Here is a 19,416-nt window from a genome sequence, read left to right on the forward strand (position 1 = left end):
GTCAAGCCTTCGTCTTCTCCGCGATCCACGGCGCGTAGGCGACGACGGAGGTGTAGATCGACGGCGCCGTCGCGCATTCCGGGTCGTTGTTGCCCGGGCGGCTGGTGACGCCGACGAGCTGCCACTGGTCGCCTTCGCGCACGATCTCGGGGCCGCCGGAGTCGCCGAAGCACGCACCGGACTTGCCCCCGGGGTTGTCGGTGCACAGCTCGGCCGTGCCGTCGAACACTGACGTGCACTTCGTGCCTTCGACGATCCGGGTGTCGAGCTGCTGCAGTGCCGTGGGGACCGCACCGCAGTTGACCTTCGGGCACGTCTGGCCCCAGCCGAGGATGCGGGTGGCGGTGCCCGGCGACGCGGCCGCCGCGAGCCCGATCGGCGCCGCCGAAACCGGCTTGGGCAGCCGCAGCAGTGCGATGTCGCCCGCCGGGCTCTGGGTGTTGAACGCCGGGTTGACGATGATTTCGGCGGGCGGGGTGACTTCGCCGCCCTGGCTCGAATCGTTGGAGCCGGCCCGCAGCGAGATGTCGGCAGGCGCCTTGCCGTACGCGCAGTGCGCGGCCGTCACCACCCAGGTGGGCGCGATCAGCGCGCCCGCGCAGTAGAACTTGCCCGACGCGGTGTGCAGCGACACCGTGAACGGGTACGGCTGGTCCGCCGCGACGCCCCCGACGATCGCGGGGGCGGCCACGGCGGTGCCCGGGACCAGTGCGGCGAGGATCAGGGCCAGTACAGCCGTCAGTCGCCTGGTCACGGATCTCCTTACGGCAGCGGGGGTACGACGTCGTCGTCGGGCGCGTCCAGGTGGCCGTCGAAGTTGACCGAGGAGTACGCCCGCAGCTTGTTCAGCCGGTGGTAGCCGTCGATCATTCTGACGGTCCCGGACTTGGACCGCATCACGATGGACTGCGTCGTCGCCCCGCCCTCGCGGTAGTGGACGCCGCGCAGCAGGTCGCCGTCGGTGACGCCGGTGGCGCAGAAGAAGACGTTGTCGCCGCGGACGAGGTCGTCGTTGAGCAGGATCCGGTCGAGGTCGTGCCCGGCGGCGAGGGCCTTCTCACGCTCGGCGTCGTCCTTCGGCCACAGCCGGCCCTGCAGCTCGCCGCCGAGGCACTTCATGGCGCAGGCCGCGATGATGCCTTCGGGGGTGCCGCCGATGCCGATCAGCATGTCGACGCCGGTGGTCGGGCGGGCCGCGGCGATCGCGCCCGCGACGTCGCCGTCGGAGATGAACCGGATCCGCGCGCCCGCCTCGCGGACCTCCTTGATGATCTGCTCGTGGCGCGGGCGGTCGAGGATGCACACGGTGACGTCGCCGACGCTGCTGTTCTTCGCTTTGGCGACCCGGCGGATGTTCTCCGCGATCGGCGCGCCGAGCTCCACCTTGCCCGCGGCTTCCGGTCCGACGGCCAGCTTCTCCATGTAGAAGACCGCGGACGGGTCGAACATCGCGCCGCGCTCGGCGACCGCGAGCACCGCGAGGGCGTTCGGCATGCCCTTGGCCATCAGCGTGGTGCCGTCGACCGGGTCGACCGCGACGTCGCAGTCCGGGCCGTCGCCGTTGCCCACCTCTTCGCCGTTGAACAGCATGGGCGCTTCGTCCTTCTCGCCCTCGCCGATCACCACGACCCCGCGCATCGACACCGTCGAGACGAGCTGGCGCATCGCGTCGACGGCCGCGCCGTCCCCGCCGATCTTGTCGCCGCGGCCGACCCAGCGGCCGGCGGCCATGGCGGCGGCTTCGGTGACTCGGACCAGCTCCATCGCGAGGTTGCGGTCGGGCGCTTCACGACGACTCTCTGCGGCGGACATCATTGCCTCCCGGATGCTGGAACTGGCGGGTCAACAGTCTGTCAGATACCCGCGCTGATTCCAGATACCGTCGGCATGGCCTACCTCACTGCTCGGAGTCGTCCTCCACGGACGCGAGGGCGGCTTCGATGCGCTCGCGGGCGCCTTCGAGATGGCGCTCACACACCTTCGCGAGCTTCTCGCCCTTCTCCCACAACGCGAGTGACTGCTCGAGGGAGAGCCCGCCGGCCTCCAGCTCGCGGACGACCTCGACCAGGCGGTCACGAGCCTGCTCGTAGCCGAGTTCCTCGCCGGTTGTTTCACTCACGCTCGGTGTTCTCCGACCTTCCGGGCCTGCACGCTGTTCGCGCACACTACCGCGCTGGCCATCGCGTGGTCGTAACCCACGAAGGCGAGAGCGAACTCCTGCCCGTCACCGTCCGCAATCGCCTCTTCGAGGTTCTCCTGCGCCCCGGCCACCCGCTTGCGGTGCCCGGCGCCCTCGGCGAACCACCACCGCGAGCCGACCTGCATCGACGTCGCTTCGGACAGCCGCCGCAGCTGCGGGCCCAGGTCGCGGCGGGCGGCGGTGCCGCAGCCGGCGAGCAGGGCCGTCCAGCACTCCGCGGCGGCGCGGTCGGTGCGCACCGCCTGGTCCAGCAGCGGGCGCGCGCCGAGTCTCCTCGCCGCGTCCACGGTGAGCGGGAGGAACGTCACCTTCACTCCTGCTCTCCTTCCGCCACCGCCTTGATCGCGCCGTCACCCACCCGCACGCGCAGCTGGGCACCGGCCTCGACTTCGGAGACGGAGCGGAGTACCTGGAGGTTGCCTTGCGGATCGACGAACTGCACGACCGCGTACCCGCGGGCCAGCGTCGCCGCCGGGCCGAGCGCGGTCAGCCGGGCCCGCGAGCTCGCCAGCTCGGCCTGGTCCTTGGCGAGCAAGGTCAGCATCGCGCGGCGCCCGCGTTCGCGGTGGACGTCGACGTCGTCCTGCCGCCGCTGGATCGGGCCCAGCGGGTCGGCCAGCGACGGGCGGCTGCGGATCTGGTTGAGCACCCGCGCCTGCGTGTCGACCCAGCCGTGCAGGGCGCGGCGCCCGCGGTCGCGCATCTGCCGGACGCGTTCGGTCTCTTCGCGCAGGTCAGGGACGATCCGCTTCCCGGCGTCGGTCGGCGTCGAGCACCGCAGGTCGGCGACGTAGTCGAGCAGCGGGGTGTCCGGCTCGTGCCCGATCGCGCTGACCACCGGCGTGCCCGCGGCCGACACCGCGCGGCACAGCGCCTCGTCGGAGAACGGCAGCAGGTCCTCGACGCTGCCGCCGCCGCGGGCGATGACGATGACGTCGATCTCCGGGTCGGCGTCGAAGATCCGCAGCGCGCGCATGACCTGCGGGACCGCCTGCGAGCCCTGCACGGCCGTGTTGAGCACCTTGATCCGGACGTGCGGCCACCGCCCCTGCGCGTTGGCCAGGACGTCCCGCTCGGCCGCCGACGCCCGGCCGGTGATCAGCCCGACGCCCTTCGGCAGGAAGGGGATCGGCCGCTTGCGCTGGGCCGAGAACAGGCCCTCGGCGGTCAGCAGCTTCTTGAGGCGTTCGATCCTGGCCAGCAGCTCGCCGATGCCGACCGCGCGGATCTGGTCGGCACGCAGGCTGATCGTGCCGCGGCCGAAGAAGTACGACGGCTTCGCGTGCACGACGACGCTCGCGCCCTCCCGCAGCGGTGGCTCCATCTCGCGGATCAGCCAGTTCGGGCAGGTCACGGACATCGAGACGTCCGCCGAAGGGTCGCGCAGGGTCAGGAACGCCGTCTGCGTGTTCGGGCGCGAGCTGACCTGGGTGACCTGGCCCTCGACCCAGACGGCGCCGAGCCGGTGGATCCAGTCGCCGATCTTGCGCGCGACGGTCCGGACCGGCCACGGCGCTTCCGCGGTGCTCGCGGGAGCCTGTGCGGACTCGGTGCTCACCGGTCTTCCGTGCCGTCTTCCTTGGACTGTTCCGCCTTGCGGGCGTTGGCGATCCGGCGGGACAGCATGCCGGTGAACGACGCACGGTCGGCGTGCGCGCGTTCGTAGTCGAGGATGGTCTCGAGCTGCTCGATCGACAGCTGCCGCAGCCGGGCGCGCAGCTGGGGAAGGGTGAGCTGGTCGTAGCCGGTCAGGCCGGCCGGCCCCTCGTAGCCCGCGGCGCTGGTCCTCGGCGTCTCGCTCTTGGTCTTCTTGTCGACCTTGGGCGTGCCCGGCTTCGGCGTCTTCGGCGGTTCGGCTTCGCTGTCGTTCTCGCCGTCGGCGTGGTCCTCGGCGAGCGCGCGTTCCTCCTCGGCCCAGGGATCGCCCAGCTCGGCTTCCAGTTCGGCCGCCGACGGCACGCGGCCGTTGATCTCCGACCGCGGTTCGGGCACTTCGGCGACCGCGGCGCCGTTCGGCCGGGCGGGCGGCACCTCGGGCTCGGCGTCCTCGTCGAACGTGGCCCAGCTCGGCGTGTCCTCGACCGGGCGCAGGCTCGACAGGGCGTTGTCGCCCTTGATCGCCAGCTCGGTGACGTGCTGCTGGACCCGCATGGAGGCCTGCAGCACCTGGCTGACCACGGTCACCGGGAGCCCGGCCAGCTGCCGGGGAAGTTCGCGAACCCGCTCGGCGGTGGAGACGGCGAGGCCCGCGGCGACCCGGAGGGGGAGCGGGAATGGCTTCATGGGTCCCAGCCTGCCGCATGAGCACCTTTCCTGCCCAACCGAATGCGCGCAGCGCGTGACCGGTCGCACAGCTCGGTAGGGGGACGAAGCTCACCCGAAAGGGACTTCGAGGCCGTCCCGGGGCTGCCCGTACCCTGGGGGCATGAGTGCAGCGAGTCCCGGAATCGAGCCCGCGGGTACCCCGACGATCACCGGAACCGCCTCCGGCAAGCGGGTGCTGCTCGCCAAACCCCGTGGTTACTGCGCGGGTGTCGACCGCGCGGTGATCGCCGTCGAGAAGGCCCTCGAGGTCTACGGCGCCCCGGTGTACGTCCGCAAGGAGATCGTCCACAACAAGCACGTGGTCGAGACGCTGCGTGAGCGCGGCGCGATCTTCGTCGACGAGACGTCCGAGGTGCCCGAGGGCGCGCTGGTGGTGTTCTCCGCGCACGGCGTCTCGCCGATGGTGCACGCGGAGGCGGCCGAGCGGAACCTGCGCACGATCGACGCGACCTGCCCCCTGGTGACGAAGGTGCACAAGGAGGTCAACCGGTTCGCGAAGGACGACTACGACATCCTGCTGATCGGCCACGAGGGCCACGAAGAGGTCGAGGGCACGGCCGGCGAGGCGCCGGACAAGGTCCAGCTGGTCGACACGGCCGAGGACGTCGACAAGGTCGAGGTGCGCGACCCGTCGAAGGTGATCTGGCTCTCCCAGACGACGCTGTCGGTCGACGAGACGATGGAGCGCGTCGACCAGCTCCGCGACCGCTTCCCGAACCTGCTGGACCCGCCGAGCGACGACATCTGCTACGCGACGACGAACCGCCAGGTCGCGGTCAAGGCGATGGCCGCCGAGTGCGACCTGGTGCTGGTGGTCGGCTCGACGAACTCGTCCAACTCGAAGCGCCTGGTCGAGGTGGCGCTGAAGGCGGGCGCTCGTGCTTCGTACCTGGTCGACTTCGCGCACGAGGTCGACGAGGCGTGGCTGTCCGGCGTGACAACGGTGGGCGTGACGTCGGGTGCCTCGGTGCCGGACGAGCTGGTGATGGACCTGCTGGCCTGGCTGGCCGAGCGCGGCTACGGCGAAGTCAACGAGGTCACGACGGCCAACGAGAAGATCACGTTCGCGCCCCCGAAGGAACTCCGCAAGGTCTGACCACCAACCCGCGATGCCCGCGCAATCACGCGTGATGCCCCTCCAGTCACGCGTGATGCGCCCCTGATCACGCGAGATCCGCTTCCAATCACGCGAGAGCCGCTTTTGATCACGCGAGATCCGTCTCCGATCACGCGGGGGCGCGCCTCGACTCCGCGGGGTGCGCCGCTGACCACGTGTGATGCCTCTCGGGTCACGCGTGTGGCCCGTCCGATCACGCGCGATGCCTCTCCGGTCACGTGTGTGGCCCGCCCCATCACGCGCGATGCCTCCTGGATCACGCGTGACTCCCTTCGGCGCGCGAGTTGTGCTCGGCGCGCGCGTCGGGTCAGCGTTCTTCTTCGTCCCAGGGACGGTTCCGGCGAGGCGGAGCGGCCCGGCCGCCGGACGGGCGGCGGGGCGGCGGGGTGTCCCGGCCGTCCTCGGGCGGGCGCGGACGTCGCCGCGGTGCGTCGCCGCGGGGCTCGCGCCGGCGGGGGTCGCCCTCCTCCGGGCGGGGGGTGCGCCGGGTGGCCGGTGGCGGCTTGCGCGTGCCGCGGGTGCCCGGGTCTCGTTCGGCAGGCGCGCCGGCGCGCGGGGCGCGGCGTTCGCCGTCCGCGGGTGGGCGGGGGCGTCGCGGCGGTTCGCCTTCGCGGCCGCGGCGTGCGCCGGGCGGGAGCGGGGTCTGGCCGGTGCGGTTCGAGCCGGCCGGCCGGGGACGTGCGGCGGCCGCGGGGCGCTTGTCGTCGTCCTCGGTCTTCTTGCCGGGCTTCTTCGGGGCGTCCGGGTCGCGCTCGCGGAAGATGCGGACGAAGCCGATCAGCAGCGTGATGCCCGTGGTGATGGCCATGGTCGGGAAGCCGTTGATCAGCGGGGTGCCGATGTTCAGCGCCTTCGACAGCATGTCGTCGCCCTGGGAGCCGGACGTCAGCAGGATCACACCGGGCACGACGACGGCCAGCACCAGCGGCGGCATCACCATGGGCCCGAACAGGCCGCGGCGCTTCACCGCGCAGACCGCGATCACGGCCCCGGCGATGTAGCAGACGGTGAAGACGAGCGGGATGCTGCCCTGGCTGGGTTTACCGAGGAGGGCACCGACGATCGCCAGGCCGAGGCCGACCAGGACCGCCGCCCACCAGGGCAGTCCCCGCCTCGAACCGACGACAGGACGCTCATCCCACGCAACGGGGACGTCGTCGGCATCTGGATCGCTCTGGCGATCGCGAATCGCGGTCACAGGGCAACACCGTATCTCGTGGTTGTGAAGATCTTGCCAGCACCGCCGCCGACGTGGGCCGACAGCCACCGGCGGACCCGATCCGGCGGCACGAGGGCAGAGCTGACCGGCGAGCCGGCGGCCCGCTCAGGCAAGGGTGCCTCGCCCAGGCCGACAGCGACAACTCCCGGCCTCGGCAAGCTCTCAGGTTCCCCCTCGGCGACCGCCCCCGCACCAAGCCCCAACGGCCCTGACGCGCGCCTTCGAACAAGAGTTACCCCTGGTCAGACCGCATCCGGCACCTGAACGGCCGGTTCGCGCACCCAGACAGTCGGCTCGCGTACCTGGAGGGTCGGTTGGAGCATCTGCGGTGACGGCTCACCGGCCGACTCCCCGAGTACGCAGCCCGACCCTCCAGGCACGCAGCCCGACCATTCGGGTACGCAGCCCGACCATTCGGGTACGCAAGCCGACCCTCGAGGCACGCCGATCGACCCTCGAGGCACGCTGGCCGACCATTCGGGTACGCGAGCCGACCCTCGAGGCACGCTGGCCGACCATTCGGGTACGCGAGCCGACCCTCGAGGCACGCCAGCCGACCCTCGGGGCACGCCGGCCGACCGTTTGGGTCCACGCTGCCGTGCCCGGGCTCGCGGTCGGCCGCCCGGCGGACCCGCCTCGAACCTCCGGCCACCCCAACCGGCCCCCGGCCCCGGCACCAAGCGCTCAGCTCGCCGCCAGCTCGTCCCCCTTCCGCACCGTCGGCACCTCCGCCGGACTCCCCGAAGCCTCCGACAACGGCGCCACCGTCGACCGGAACGTCTCCAACGCCTCCAGCTCCCGCCGCCGCGCCGAGAGGAACCGCTGCAGGTGCGTGCTCGACAGGTTCAACGCCTCCACCGCGCCACCCGCCGCCCGGTGGGCCGCCGCCGCTCCGGCCCGCACCTGCTCCACGTCCGCCTCCAGCGTGCGGTCGCTCGCCGCGAACAGGGCCGCCGAGGCCAGCACCCCGAACCCCGTCGGGCCGCACAAGAACACCCGGCGGTCGATCAACCAGCGCAACAGCTCCGGGTCCGTGTCCATCGCCGCCACCACCGCCGCGTCCGAAGGCACGAACATGATCGTTCCGTAGATCGCGTCCGCCCAACGCTGGTAGCCCTTGCCCGCCAGCTCGGCGGCCCGGGAGCGGATCTGCCGCACGTGCGCGCGCAACGCGTCCAGCCGCTCGTCCGGGTCGTCCGTTTCCACCGCCTCGGACCACGTTGCCATGCTCGCCTTCGCGTCCACCGGGACCGTGCGGCCGCCGCCGACGCGCAGCACCATGTCCGGCTTGGCCGAGCCACCGCCGCCCAGGTCCGTCTGCAGCGTGAAGTGCAGATCCTCCCGCAGGCCCAGCGCACGGGCCGTCTCGACCAGGACCTGCTCGCCCAGCTCGCCCCGGCCACTGATCGAAGCGAACGCCACCTCGTACCGCCGCAGCGCCAGCTGCTGCTGGTCCGCCTTGGCCCGCTCGGCCGCCACCAGCCGGGCCGCCGCGTCCGCGCGGCGCATCCCGTCCTGGTACAGCCGCCACAACAGCGCGACGGCGAACAGCAGCAGGACCGCCAGCACGATCGCCGCCGTGGTCAGCACGGTCGCCACTTCGCCTCCTCCGACCGGAATCCGGACTTCGCTGCGCCCGGATTCCCGGGCTCGCGGACATCATGGCGGACCGCACCGACAAAAAACGCACCCGAACCGTCGCTCTGGGTAGCTGACCTGCGAACACATCGATTCACGGCAGGGCGTGTCCGATCTTGCCCGCTCGTGTTAGTACACACGTTCGAGTGAGAAGGCGGCGTGCCTGCGCGATTTCGTCGGACGCGGGTCGTACCGTTGGCCACCGTGAGATTCCTGCACACGTCCGACTGGCACATCGGCCGCACGTTCCACGGCGCCGATCTGCTCGCGGAACAGGAAGCGGTGCTCGGGCACCTCGCCGACCTCGTGGCCGGCGAGGCGATCGACGCCGTCCTGGTGGCAGGCGACATCTACGACCGCGCGGTCCCCTCCGCCGAAGCCGTGCGGGTCGCCACGAAGGTCGTCGCCCGGATCCGCGCGGCCGGCGCGCAGCTCGTCGTCACACCGGGGAACCACGACTCCGCGCCCCGCCTCGGCGCCTTCGCGGAGTTCGCCGCGGCCGGCGGCCTCCACCTGCGCACCACCGTCGCCGGGCTGGCCGAACCGGTGCTCCTCGACGGCGACGGCGGCCCGGTCGCCGTCTACGGCATCCCTTACCTGGAACCGGAACCGGCGCGCCACGCACTCGGCGTGCCGGAGGCGCGCGGTCACACCGGCGTGCTCACCGAGGCCATGCGCCGGATCCGCGCGGACCTGGAAACCCGGCCCGGCGTCCGCTCGGTCGTGCTCGCGCACGCGTTCGTCACCGGCGGCGAACCCACCGACTCCGAGCGGACGATCGCGGTCGGCGGCGTCGAGCAGGTGCCCGGCTCGGTCTTCGACGGCGTCGACTACGTAGCCCTCGGTCACCTCCACGGCCCGCAGACGCTCGCCGAGCACCTTCGCTACTCCGGCAGCCCGCTGGCGTACTCGTTTTCCGAGGCGCGCCAACGCAAATCCGTCTGGCTGGTCGAGGTGGACGAGCACGGCCTGCGCGAGGTCCGGCGCCACGAACTGCCCGTGCCGAGAGCCCTTGCCACCCTCGAAGGCGACATCGAGGACCTCCTGGCCGACCCGGAACACGACCGATACCTCGACCACTTCCTCTCCGTCACGGTCACCGACCGGGTCCGCCCGGTCGACGCGATGCGGCGGCTGCGCGAGCGGTTCCCGTACGCGGTGCACCTGGAGTGGGAGCCCGCGGGCGGGCACGCCGGCGCCCCGCTGCGCTATTCCGACGCCGTCCGCGGCCGGTCCGACATCGAGGTCTCGCGCAGCTTCCTCGACGACTGCCGCGGTGCCCCGCCGAGCGAAGGCGAAGAGCAGCTCCTGCTCCTGGCCCTGGAAGCGGCCGACCGGGGGCCCTCGCGAAATGAGGCTGCACAGGCTGGAGGTCGAAGCCTTCGGGCCGTACTGCGCACGCGAAGTGGTCGACTTCGACGTGCTCGGCGCCGACGGCCTCTTCCTCCTGCACGGCGAAACCGGCGCGGGCAAGACGACGCTGCTCGACGCGATCGCGTTCGCGTTGTTCGGCGTGGTTCCCGGCGCCCGCAACGAGGCCAAACGGCTTCGGTGCGACCTCGCCGAGCCCGACCAGGTCACCGAGGTCGCGCTGGAGCTCACCGTGCAGGGGCACCGGCTGAAGATCGTGCGCAACCCGGAGTACCAGCGGCCGAAGCGGCGCGGCGAGGGCACCACCACCCAGCAGGCCCGGGTTTCGCTGAGCTGGGTCGGCACCGCGCCCGCCGGGCTGCCGCCGGAGGGCCTGATCCGGATCGAAGAGGTCGCGCGCACCGTCGAGCGGCTGCTCGGGATGACCGCGGCCCAGTTCTTCCAGGTCGTGCTGCTGCCCCAGGGCGAGTTCGCCCGCTTCCTGCGTTCGGACACCGCCGAGCGCGAGAAGCTCCTGGAGCGGCTGTTCGGCACCGAGCGCTTCGCCGACGTCGAACGCTGGTTCGCCGACCTGCGCGCCGAGCGCGGCCGGGAACTGGCCGAACGCCAGCAGAAGATGCGGGAACTCCTGGCCCGGTACGCGCAGGAAGCGCAGCAGGAGCCGCCCGAGGCGGACATCCCCGAGTGGGTCTGCGCGGTGCTCACGGAGTCCGCCGGCCGTGTCGCCCGGGTCACGGCCGAAGAGGAGCAGGCCAGGGCGACCGCGCAGCGCGCCGACGTCTACCTGCAGGAAGAACGCGCGGGCGCGGAGAAGATCCGCCGGGTCCGCCACGCCCACCTGCGGCTCCTCGAAATCACCGAGCAGGCGCCACAGCGGGCCGAGTGGGCGCAGGAGGTCGCGGCCGCGCGGCGGGCGGCCGGCGTCGCCGTGGAGGCGGACCTGCTGGATCGGCGGATCGCCGAACTGACCGAAGCCGAGCAGGCGGAGAAGGCCCGCGGGGCCCGGTTGCGGGAGTTCGGCACCCGGGCCACCGGCGACCTGAAGGCGCGGGCGGCCGCCGCGCGCGAAGAGGCGGGCGCGGTCGCGGAGCTGGTCGCCGAGGCCGAACAGCAAGAACTGGACGTCATGCGCCGGGACGACCGGAAGCTGGCCGCCGTCACGGCCGGGCAGCAGGTCGAGGAGCTGACCGCCGAGCTGGCCGTGCTCCCCGGCCAGCTGGCGAAACTGCGTGCGGACGCGCTGACCGCGGCCGAAGCCGAGGCGAAACTCGACGGCGCCAAGGCGAAGGTGGAGGAGCTGCGCGCCTTCGCGCGTGACGCCGCCGAACTGCCCGAGGCCCAGGCGAAGGTCCAGCGCGGCGAAGCCAAGCTGCGCGAGGTCGTCGACACGCACCAGGCGGCCCGGCAACGCCGGCTCGACCTGCGCGAGCGGCGGCTGGACGGAATGGCGGCCGAGCTGGCCGCCGCGCTGCCGGACGGCGCGCCGTGCCCGGTGTGCGGGTCGGCCGAGCACCCGGCGAAGGCGAGCCGGGACGTCGAACTGGTCGACCCGGCCGAGGAACGCGCGGCCGAGGAGGCCGAGCAGGCGGCGGACGCAGTGCGACAGCGGGTCGTCGTCGCGCTGGAGGAGGCGAAGGCGCGGCTGGCCGGGCTGATCGAGCGGTTGGCCGGGCGCACGGCCGAGTCGATCACCGCCGAGCTGGCGGAGGCCCGCGCCACCGTCGCGGAGCTGACCACGCAGGCCGCCGCGAAGGCCAAGCTGAGCCAGCAGGTCGTCCTGCTGGAGCGCGACTTCGAAGCCCGCACCGAACGCCTGCGCCGGGCGGAGCAGGCGGCCACCGAAGCCACGACCGACGTCCGCGCCCTGGAGGAGCGGCTGGCCGAGCGGGAACGCCGCCTGGTCGCCGGCCGGGGCGAGTTCGCGGACGTCGGCGCGCGCCGGCAGCACCTGCTCGGCCTGGCCGAGGCCCTGGAGGCGGTCGCGGAGGCGCGCACCGCGGTCACCGGCGCCCGCGAGCGGGTGGCCCAGCAGAAAACGCTGGTCGACGCGGCGGTCACGGCGAAGGGGTTCACATCCCTGAAGAGGGCCCGGGCCGCGATGTTGCCGGACGAGCAGATCGAGAAGCTCGAACAGGGCATCGCCGAGGCCGAGGCGGCCGCCGCGGGCGCGCGGGCGCTGCTGGCCGAGCCGGACCTGTTCGGGATCTCGCCGGACGACGTGGCGGACGTCGGCCGCGCGGCCGACGCGGCCCAGCTGGCCCGGGCCCGTGCCGATTCCGCGTACGCGGCGCTGCGGGTGGCCGCCGCGCAGCACGAGCAGCTGAACCGGCTGGCCGGGCTGCTCCGGGAAGCACTGGCCGGGCTCGAGCCGGCCGAGGCGGAGTATGCGGAGCTGCGAGCCCTCTCGGAGGTCGTCAACGGGCGCGGGCAGAACAGCCGCAAGATGTCGCTGCGGTCGTACGTCCTGGCGGCGCGGCTGGAAGAAGTCGCCGTCGCCGCCACGCACCGGCTCCGCACGATGAGCCAGGGCCGGTACTCGTTCGTGCACTCGGACGCGGCCGGGGCACGCGGCACTCGCGGCGGCCTCGGCATCGACGTGCTGGACGACTACTCCGGCACCATCCGCCCGGCGAAGACGCTGTCGGGCGGTGAGTCGTTCCTCGCGTCGCTGGCCCTCGCGCTGGGGCTGGCCGACGTCGTGGCGGGGGAGACCGGCGGCGCGCTGCTGGACACCCTGTTCGTCGACGAGGGCTTCGGCACCCTGGACGCCGAAACCCTCGACGTCGTGATGAACATCCTCGACGAGCTCCGGGCCGGCGGGCGGGTGGTCGGGCTGGTCTCGCACGTCGAGGAGCTGCGGCAGCGCATCCCGACCCGGCTGCGCGTCCGCAAGTCCCGGACCGGGTCGACATTGGAGGTGCGCGCGGGCTGAGCACCCGGCCAAGATGAAGCCATGACCGATCAGCCGCCGAACGGCCTGCCCCGCTACCGCCTGCTCACCGGCCCGGACGACGCCAAGTTCTGCCACCGGGTCAGCGAAGCGCTCGAGCTGGGCTACCGCCTGCACGGTTCGCCGGCCGCGACGTTCGACGGCGATCAGGTCATCGTCGCCCAGGCCGTGCTCTGGCCGGGCGAACAGGGCTGAGCGGCCGCGCGCCGGAGGTACATCCCGGCGTAGGAGCACCACGGCGTCCACGCGCGGGACTGCTCGCCGAGCGAGTCCGGTGCGATGCCCAGACGGGCAGCGCCGCGGCGGACGGCGGGGTCGTCGGCGAGCAGGACGTCCGGAGCGCCGAGGACGCGCATGACCACGTAGTCAGCGGTCGACGGGGCGACGAACGCCAGCAGTTCCGCCCGCAGCTCCGCCGCGTCCCGCCCGACGTGCACGTCGAGCTTGCCTTCCGCCAGTGCGACGACTCCGGCGTGGTTCGGCAAGGCCGCGGCGACCTGGGCGGCGGTCGGGAACAGCCGGGTCACGCCCCACTCGCCCGGCACCTCGTCGCCGTCCGGCGGCGGGCCGTCGAGCAGCGCGCGGAGCAGCAGTTCCTCGCCGTCGACCGCGCCCGGCACCCGGATCCCCGGCACGGCCGCGACCACCGGGGCCAGCACCGGATCGGCGCCGAGGACACGGGTCACCGCCGCGGGGTCGGCGTCGAGGTCGAGCAGCCGGCGCACCCGGCTGACCGCGCTGCCGAGGTCGCGCAGGTCGGTGAGCACCAGCTCGCAGCGCACGTGATCGGGCAACGGCGTCAGCCGCACGACACCGGTGCCGTGGGCGAGCCGCAGGGTGCGCGCGTAGGACTCCGAGGTGACCTCCTCGACGCCCGGCACCGCGTTGTCGGCGAAGAAGCGAAGCAGCCCCGAAGCGTCGAACGGCGGCCGGAACGGCAACCGCAGGCTGAGCCGGGTGCCGCTCACGTCGCCCAGACGCCCACGCCGTGACGCCGCGGAGGCGCGAAGCTGCGAAGGCGTCGTCGCGAACACTTCGCGGATCGTCTCGTTGAACTGCCGCACGCTGGAGAAGCCCGCCGCGAAGGCGACGTCGGTCAGCGGCAGCTCGGACATCTCGATGAGCAGCCGCGCCGAATGCGCGCGGTGCGCCCGGGCCAGCGCGAGCGGCCCCGCACCCAGCTCGGCGGTGAGCACCCGGCCGAGCTGGCGTTCCGAGTAGCCGAGCCGCCGCGCGAGCCCCGGGACGCCTTCGCGTTCCACCGTGCCGTCCGAGATCAGGCGCATCGCCCGCGCGGCCAGGTCGGCGCGCACGTTCCAGTCCGGAGAGCCGGGCACGGCGTCGGGCAGGCAGCGGCGGCAGGCGCGGAAGCCGTTGGCCTGCGCGGCCGCCGACGTCGGGAAGAAGCGGACGTTCTGCGCCTTCGGCGTCGACGCCGGACAGGACGGGCGGCAGTAGATCCCGGTGGTGCGGACCGCCATGATGAACTGGCCGTCGAAGCGCGGGTCGCGGGCGGTGACCACGCGGTAGCAGCGCTCGGCGTCACGCCAGAGTGAAAGCGTCTCGGTGACCATGCAGCCGAGCATGTCAGCAGGTCAGCGCGGTCGCTGGCGGAAATCCGCCACGGCGCTGGGTGCGTGGGGCCCGACCGGGGCAGCCACGTAGACTGCGGGGTCGTGAGCCTCACCCTCGGTATCGTCGGCCTGCCCAACGTCGGCAAGTCCACCCTGTTCAACGCGCTGACCCGCAACGACGTGCTCGCCGCGAACTACCCGTTCGCGACGATCGAGCCGAACGTCGGCGTCGTGCCGCTGCCGGACCCCCGGCTGGACAAGCTGGCCGAGCTGTACAAGTCGGAGAAGACGGTCCCGGCCGTGGTGTCCTTTGTGGACATCGCGGGCATCGTGAAGGGCGCGTCCGAGGGTGCCGGGCTGGGCAACAAGTTCCTGGCGAACATCCGTGAGGCCAACGCGATCTGCCAGGTCATCCGCGTGTTCGACGACCCGGACGTGGTGCACGTCGACGGCCGGATCGACCCGTCGAGCGACATCGAGACGATCAACACCGAGCTGATCCTCGCCGACCTGCAGACCCTCGACAAGGCGCTGCCGCGGCTGGAGAAGGAAGCGCGGACGAAGAAGGAGAACAAGCCCGCGCTCGACAACGCCCAGAAGGCGAAGGAAATCCTCGACGCCGGGCGCACGCTCTTCCAGGCGCAGAAGGAAGTCGACTTCGAGGCGCTGCGCGAGCTGAGCCTGCTGACGACGAAGCCGTTCCTGTACGTCTTCAACGCCGACGAGTCGGTGCTCACCGACGAGGCCCGCCGCGAGGAGCTGACCAAGCTGGTCGCGCCGGCGGACGCGGTGTTCCTGGACGCCAAGGTCGAGGCGGAGCTGCTGGAGCTGGACGACGAGGAGTCGGTGCGCGAGCTGCTGGAGTCGGTCGGCCAGCCGGAGCCGGGGCTCTACTCGCTGGCCCGCGCGGGCTTCCACACCCTGGGCCTGCAGACGTACCTGACGGCGGGCCCGAAGGAGTCCCGCGCCTGGACGATCCCCCAGGGCGCCACGGCCCCCCAGGCGGCGGGCGTGATCCACACGGACTTCGAGCGCGGCTTCATCAAGGCGGAGATCGTCTCCTACGACGACCTGATGGAGGCGGGCTCGATGGCGGCGGCGAGGGCGGCGGGCAAGGTCCGCATGGAGGGCAAGGACTACGTCATGGCCGACGGCGACGTGGTCGAGTTCCGCTTCAACGTGTAACGGTCGGCTACTGACTGTCGTTTACGTTGGACGCAGGATATACTGCGTCCAATGAAAGCTTCGCCGAGCTTGCTCCCCCTGCTCCGCTCACGCATGCAGGGCGAGCTGCTGGCGCTGCTCCTCCTGCACCCGGAACGCGAGTACAGCATCACCGAGCTCGCCCAAGAGTTCGGCGTCTCGGCGACCACCGTGCTGCGCGAAGTCGAACGGCTCGTCGGCGGCGGCATCTTCGAAGACCGGCGCGTGGGCCGCAGCCGGCTCGTCAAAGCCCGCACCGACACCCCGCTCTACCGGCCGCTGAGCGAGGTCATCGCGGTGACCTTCGGTCCGATGCCACTGCTCGCCGAGGCTCTGTCCGGCCTGGCCGGCATCAGCGAGGCTTACATCTACGGCTCCTGGGCCGCGCGCTACCGCGGTGAGCCGGGGCCGCCGCCCGGGGACGTCGACGTCCTCGTTGTCGGCTCGCCCGACCCCGACGCGCTGTTCGACCTGGCCGAGACCGTGTCGCGGCGGCTGGGGCGCGAGGTCAACGTCCACCGCATCTCGCCCGCCGCGTGGGCGGCCGACAGCACCGATCCCTTCCTCACCAGCGTGCGTGAGCGCCCGCTGGTCCCGCTGCCGCTCGAGCAGGAGACCCGATGACCCGGTGGAACCAGGGCCGCGCCACGATCGACGCGCTCCTCGCGCGCGGCTCCCTCGAACGCGTTCCGGCTTCGCGGGAGGCCGCGGAGGCGGAGATCGCCAGGGCCCGCACGCACGTCGCCTCGGCGCGGCAGCTGCTGGAGTCGGACCCGGAGGGCGCCTACACGCTGTTGTATGACGGCGCCCGCCGCGCGCTGGCTGCCGTGCTGCAGAACCAAGGCCTGCGCGCCACGAGCCGGGGTGGCCACATCGCTGTCTACGAGGCGGTTCTCGCGCAGCTCGATCCGCCGCTGGGACCGCTCCTGCGCCCGTTCAACCGGATGCGGGTCCGCCGCAACGAAGTCGCCTACCGGTCGTCCGAGGCGCCTTCGGTGATGGCCGAGGACGTGACGGCCGACGTGGCGAAGGTCGACGACCTCATCGGCGTCGCCGAAAAGACCATCCCGAACATGGCCCGCTACTGATGGCGACCCGTCCGCTGACGCCGAACGAGCGGACGACCCTGGACGCGCTGCTCGCCGGCGACTTCCCCGGCGCCGCCGAACTGCGAGCCCAGGCGACGACGGCCCAGGTGAGCGGACGCTGCGACTGCGGGTGCCCGAGCATCAACCTGGAAGTCGACCGGACCCTGCCGATCGCGGTGGTCGCCGACCCTCCGGTCGCAATCGAAGCCGACGCACCTGGCGGCGGGCTCATCGTGTTCGCCGAAGACGGGCGCCTGTCCTGCCTGGAGTACTGGTCTACAGCCGACGAGCCCCCGGCCGCTTTCCCCGCGCCAGGAATGATCAGGCCGGCTGGATAGCAAGCACACCTCTGCACTCCCCGCTCTGCGACGCTCAGCTTGTAGCCGTCGAACTTGCGGAAGACGCCTCGGATGCGGCGGCGAGTGCGGTCAAGGTCTACATGGAAAGAAAGCTCCAACACGCAGGAAAAGGTAACCAAGGTCGTCTTGGTAAGTGCAGCGTGAGGTCGCTGCTCGGACTCACCAGGTGCTGACGAGCGACCTGGCCGCGGCGTCGGCATCCTGTCCCGAAAGCTGCGCGGCCATGGCAGTCATCAGTACAGCTGTCGCCTGCCCGAAGATCATCTCGGACGAATTGACCAGGTCGAAGCCTGCGCGGTCGATCGCGAGGGTCCCCGAGGGGAGACCGGGCCCCTCGCTGAGCGCGCTGGACACTGCTCGGGCGAACTCGATGGGCAGCCCGACAGTGAACGGTTCCTTCCACAGCTCGCTCGTGCAGGTCGGCTCCTCGTCCGCGTCGAACAAGCCGAAGGTCGCCACGGCCACGGCGAACTGCGTCTGGTCGCCCTGGCCGGGCGTGAACTGTCCGCCGACAAGAGCGCGTGGAGCGAGACCACCGAACCGTCGCAGGACTTCGACGTGCATCCGGACAGGGTTCGCCACGGCGCCCATGGCCGGCCGGGACGACCGTAGCCACTCTTCGGCTTGGTATGCCGCTGGGTGATCGCCGTCGCCGATCGCGACGAGGCCGTGCCGTTCCACTTCAACGATCGTCATCGCGGTCCCAACCCGTTCATCCTCCGCCACCACGGACCGAACAGGGGCTCCTGGTCGATCACGTCGGGATCATAATTCTTGTCGGGAGGATGGGTCTGCAATGCCTCGGCGTGCGCTTCTTCGTAGCCCATCCCGCCATCCATCAGCTTCGCCTCGAGCGTTTCGTGACGCATGAAGTTGGTCTGTGCCTCTGACAGCGGCTTTCCCTCAGCCAGGGCCTTCCCGATTCGGTCCAGCATCACGTCGTTCGGTCCGAAATGGTCAAGGCCGGGCCGGGAAAGATGCTCCTTGACCTTGGACACGTCGGTAGGCGCGAAGTTGGTGGCTACGTCCGGAGTGCTGCTCTCTCCCGGGATACCGCGCTCCGAATCGGGCTCGTGCTCGCCGTGCCCGGGTGCGCGCTCCTTGAGCAGCTTTCCCGCGCCGAACGCGGTGAACCCAAGCAGCATGTTGCCGGTGATCTTGCCCAATGCGCGGTCGCCGTGGCCGTTGGCCCAGTCGTCCCAGGCGACCATCTCTTTGAACGTGTCGACCGGATGCGCGATGTTGTGCGCCATCGATGCGACGACTTCAGCCGGATCCGCGAGGATCTGGTAGAGGCCTTCACCTGCCCCCTTGATGCTGTCCCAGATGCCGCCGAAGAAGTTCGCATCGGCCTGCTTCCGGGAGTCCTGCGGCGCAACTGCTCCCTCATAGCGGAGTGCGTCAGCCGTCAGGTTGCCTACGCTCGCCAACTGCTGCCGAGCGCGGTTCAGAATGTCCCGCGCGGCTTGGCGTTGGGCCTCGCCGGGGTCGATGAACGGTGGGGCCTGCACCACGGTCGGGTCACCGTGTTGTGCGTTCGCCCGGGTCTTCGCGTCGGCATCGGCAACAGCGCGATCATGGTCGGTCTTCGCTTGCTGGGTGGCGTTGTCGCCCTGCTGCCACTGGGCGATGGCTTCGGCTGCCTGCCCCTGCGCCCAGGAGAGACAGTTCGCGAAGTCCGTCAGCGCGAGAGCGGCGTTGTCCAACGAGTCGCCGGCCTGCCCCCAACGAGGCACCTCGGTCTGATGGTCCTCGTGAAACTTGTCCGCCGCTGGTCCCTGCCAGGCGCCGGTGTCGATCCGCCGGAGCGCGTCCCCGACCGCGTGGGCCGTCTTGGCTCGTTCGCTCAGTACGCGGGCGTTCTCGAACACGGCTGGCGGATCGCCGGGGATCAAGGCCTTCGGATCGGCCGTCTGGCCGAGCTCCGCCATCAGACAGCGCCAATCGTCGGCTCGTCGGGCGAGACTGCGGCCCACCCGGGATCGGACTTCAGAGCCGCTGTGTTGGTGTGCTCGATCGCCCGGTAGGCGGATGCTGCCTTGCCGAGTAGGTCGGCCTCGCCGTCCAGCAGGAGGCCCCGCTCTTGTGCTGCGTCGATCGAGCCTTCGCGTTGGCGTGGCGCATCAAATTCGGAGCCGACCGGACCCTGCCGATCGCGGAGGTCACCGACAGTCCGGTCGCGATCGAAGCCGACGTCCCTGACGGCGGGCTCATCGTGTTCGCCGAAGACGGGCGCCTGTCCTGCCTGGAGTACTGGACCACGACCGATGACGTGCCGGCCGGGTTTCCGCCGCCGGAGCACATCGCCTTATGCCCGCCCGAATCGGCCGGTATTGGGCGAGCCGGGTGGTGACCGCTCGGTAACCGCCCCC

The 19,416-nt window shown here is 71.7% G+C and carries 19 protein-coding genes and 2 pseudogenes; 10 read left to right on the plus strand and 11 right to left on the minus strand.

Annotation, left to right across the window (positions count from 1 at the left end; genetic code table 11):
* Position 1: 1 nt before the first annotated feature.
* The 6 genes from HUT10_RS34155 to HUT10_RS34180 all read right to left on the minus strand — a co-directional run bounded on the left by HUT10_RS34155 (position 2) and on the right by HUT10_RS34180 (position 4,483).
* Positions 2–754 carry a trypsin-like serine protease gene (locus HUT10_RS34155; protein ID WP_254897143.1) on the minus strand — a complete coding sequence of 251 codons (753 nt, stop codon included), beginning with the start codon at positions 752–754 and terminating at the stop codon, positions 2–4.
* An 8-nt stretch (positions 755–762) separates the two neighbouring features.
* Positions 763–1,815, minus strand: coding sequence for a class II fructose-bisphosphatase (gene glpX, locus HUT10_RS34160; protein ID WP_176174956.1), 1,053 nt, complete (start codon positions 1,813–1,815; stop codon positions 763–765).
* Positions 1,816–1,897: 82 nt separating this feature from the next.
* Positions 1,898–2,119, minus strand: a complete 222-nt coding sequence (locus tag HUT10_RS34165; RefSeq protein ID WP_043786198.1) for an exodeoxyribonuclease VII small subunit — start codon at positions 2,117–2,119, stop codon at positions 1,898–1,900.
* A complete protein-coding gene (locus HUT10_RS34170) occupies positions 2,116–2,514 on the minus strand; it encodes a hypothetical protein (protein ID WP_176174957.1) in 399 nt (132 codons plus the stop codon). The genes HUT10_RS34165 and HUT10_RS34170 overlap by 4 nt, the downstream gene beginning before the upstream one ends.
* On the minus strand, positions 2,511–3,758 hold the full coding sequence (gene xseA, locus HUT10_RS34175; protein WP_176174958.1) for an exodeoxyribonuclease VII large subunit: 1,248 nt from the start codon (positions 3,756–3,758) through the stop codon (positions 2,511–2,513). The genes HUT10_RS34170 and xseA overlap by 4 nt, the downstream gene beginning before the upstream one ends.
* Entirely contained in the window at positions 3,755–4,483 is a 729-nt protein-coding gene (locus HUT10_RS34180) for a lipid droplet-associated protein (protein ID WP_176174959.1), read from the minus strand. Before HUT10_RS34180 ends, xseA begins: the two co-directional genes overlap by 4 nt.
* A gap of 142 nt (positions 4,484–4,625) precedes the next feature.
* On the opposite strand from HUT10_RS34180, the gene HUT10_RS34185 reads away from it, so the two are divergent.
* Positions 4,626–5,621: a 4-hydroxy-3-methylbut-2-enyl diphosphate reductase gene (locus HUT10_RS34185; RefSeq protein ID WP_176174960.1), complete on the plus strand. Its 996-nt coding sequence runs from the start codon at positions 4,626–4,628 to the stop codon at positions 5,619–5,621.
* Between the two features lie 328 nt (positions 5,622–5,949).
* Here the strand turns inward: HUT10_RS34185 and HUT10_RS34190 are convergent, their stop codons facing one another.
* Entirely contained in the window at positions 5,950–6,840 is an 891-nt protein-coding gene (locus HUT10_RS34190; protein ID WP_176174961.1) for a DUF6542 domain-containing protein, read from the minus strand.
* 136 nt (positions 6,841–6,976) lie between these two features.
* Between HUT10_RS34190 and HUT10_RS52300 the strand changes: the two are divergent.
* Positions 6,977–7,426 (plus strand): annotated as a pseudogene (locus tag HUT10_RS52300) (hypothetical protein); the annotation flags it as partial.
* A 119-nt stretch (positions 7,427–7,545) separates the two neighbouring features.
* Here HUT10_RS52300 and HUT10_RS34200 read toward each other — a convergent pair.
* Positions 7,546–8,460 (minus strand): DNA recombination protein RmuC, encoded by a 915-nt coding sequence (locus HUT10_RS34200; protein WP_176174962.1) that lies wholly within the window; start codon positions 8,458–8,460, stop codon positions 7,546–7,548.
* A gap of 243 nt (positions 8,461–8,703) precedes the next feature.
* Between HUT10_RS34200 and HUT10_RS34205 the strand changes: the two are divergent.
* The 3 genes and pseudogenes from HUT10_RS34205 to HUT10_RS34215 form a co-directional block, all read left to right on the plus strand.
* Positions 8,704–9,837, plus strand: a pseudogene (locus tag HUT10_RS34205) (exonuclease SbcCD subunit D); the annotation flags it as partial.
* Between the two features lie 13 nt (positions 9,838–9,850).
* The gene (locus HUT10_RS34210; RefSeq protein ID WP_176174963.1) at positions 9,851–12,802 is read left to right on the plus strand and encodes an AAA family ATPase; all 2,952 of its coding nucleotides are present in this window, start codon (positions 9,851–9,853) and stop codon (positions 12,800–12,802) included.
* A gap of 21 nt (positions 12,803–12,823) precedes the next feature.
* Complete coding sequence (locus HUT10_RS34215; protein WP_176174964.1) at positions 12,824–13,015, plus strand: DUF1737 domain-containing protein; 192 nt, start codon at positions 12,824–12,826, stop codon at positions 13,013–13,015.
* On the opposite strand, the gene HUT10_RS34220 is transcribed toward HUT10_RS34215, so the two are convergent.
* A complete protein-coding gene (locus tag HUT10_RS34220) occupies positions 12,967–14,394 on the minus strand; it encodes a DNA-3-methyladenine glycosylase 2 family protein (protein ID WP_176174965.1) in 1,428 nt (475 codons plus the stop codon). The genes HUT10_RS34215 and HUT10_RS34220 overlap by 49 nt on opposite strands.
* Positions 14,395–14,496: 102 nt before the next feature.
* On the opposite strand from HUT10_RS34220, the gene ychF reads away from it, so the two are divergent.
* From ychF to HUT10_RS34240, 4 genes are read left to right on the plus strand one after another with little or no spacing between them, the layout of a single operon-like run.
* A complete protein-coding gene (gene ychF / locus HUT10_RS34225; RefSeq protein WP_176174966.1) occupies positions 14,497–15,579 on the plus strand; it encodes a redox-regulated ATPase YchF in 1,083 nt (360 codons plus the stop codon).
* Positions 15,580–15,630: 51 nt separating this feature from the next.
* On the plus strand, positions 15,631–16,221 hold the full coding sequence (locus HUT10_RS34230; protein ID WP_176174967.1) for an HTH domain-containing protein: 591 nt from the start codon (positions 15,631–15,633) through the stop codon (positions 16,219–16,221).
* Complete coding sequence (locus tag HUT10_RS34235; RefSeq protein ID WP_176174968.1) at positions 16,218–16,685, plus strand: hypothetical protein; 468 nt, start codon at positions 16,218–16,220, stop codon at positions 16,683–16,685. Before HUT10_RS34230 ends, HUT10_RS34235 begins: the two co-directional genes overlap by 4 nt.
* Positions 16,685–17,023: a hypothetical protein gene (locus tag HUT10_RS34240; RefSeq protein ID WP_254897144.1), complete on the plus strand. Its 339-nt coding sequence runs from the start codon at positions 16,685–16,687 to the stop codon at positions 17,021–17,023. The genes HUT10_RS34235 and HUT10_RS34240 overlap by 1 nt, the downstream gene beginning before the upstream one ends.
* Positions 17,024–17,203: 180 nt before the next feature.
* Here the strand turns inward: HUT10_RS34240 and HUT10_RS34245 are convergent, their stop codons facing one another.
* On the minus strand, positions 17,204–17,740 hold the full coding sequence (locus tag HUT10_RS34245; RefSeq protein WP_176174969.1) for a hypothetical protein: 537 nt from the start codon (positions 17,738–17,740) through the stop codon (positions 17,204–17,206).
* The gene (locus HUT10_RS34250) at positions 17,737–18,975 is read right to left on the minus strand and encodes a putative T7SS-secreted protein (protein WP_176174970.1); all 1,239 of its coding nucleotides are present in this window, start codon (positions 18,973–18,975) and stop codon (positions 17,737–17,739) included. Before HUT10_RS34250 ends, HUT10_RS34245 begins: the two co-directional genes overlap by 4 nt.
* Before the next feature lie 179 nt (positions 18,976–19,154).
* On the opposite strand from HUT10_RS34250, the gene HUT10_RS34255 reads away from it, so the two are divergent.
* A complete protein-coding gene (locus HUT10_RS34255; protein WP_254897145.1) occupies positions 19,155–19,397 on the plus strand; it encodes a hypothetical protein in 243 nt (80 codons plus the stop codon).
* Positions 19,398–19,416 lie beyond the last annotated feature (19 nt).

It is taken from the genome of Amycolatopsis sp. Hca4 (assembly GCF_013364075.1).
Taxonomy (GTDB): Bacteria; Actinomycetota; Actinomycetes; order Mycobacteriales; family Pseudonocardiaceae; genus Amycolatopsis.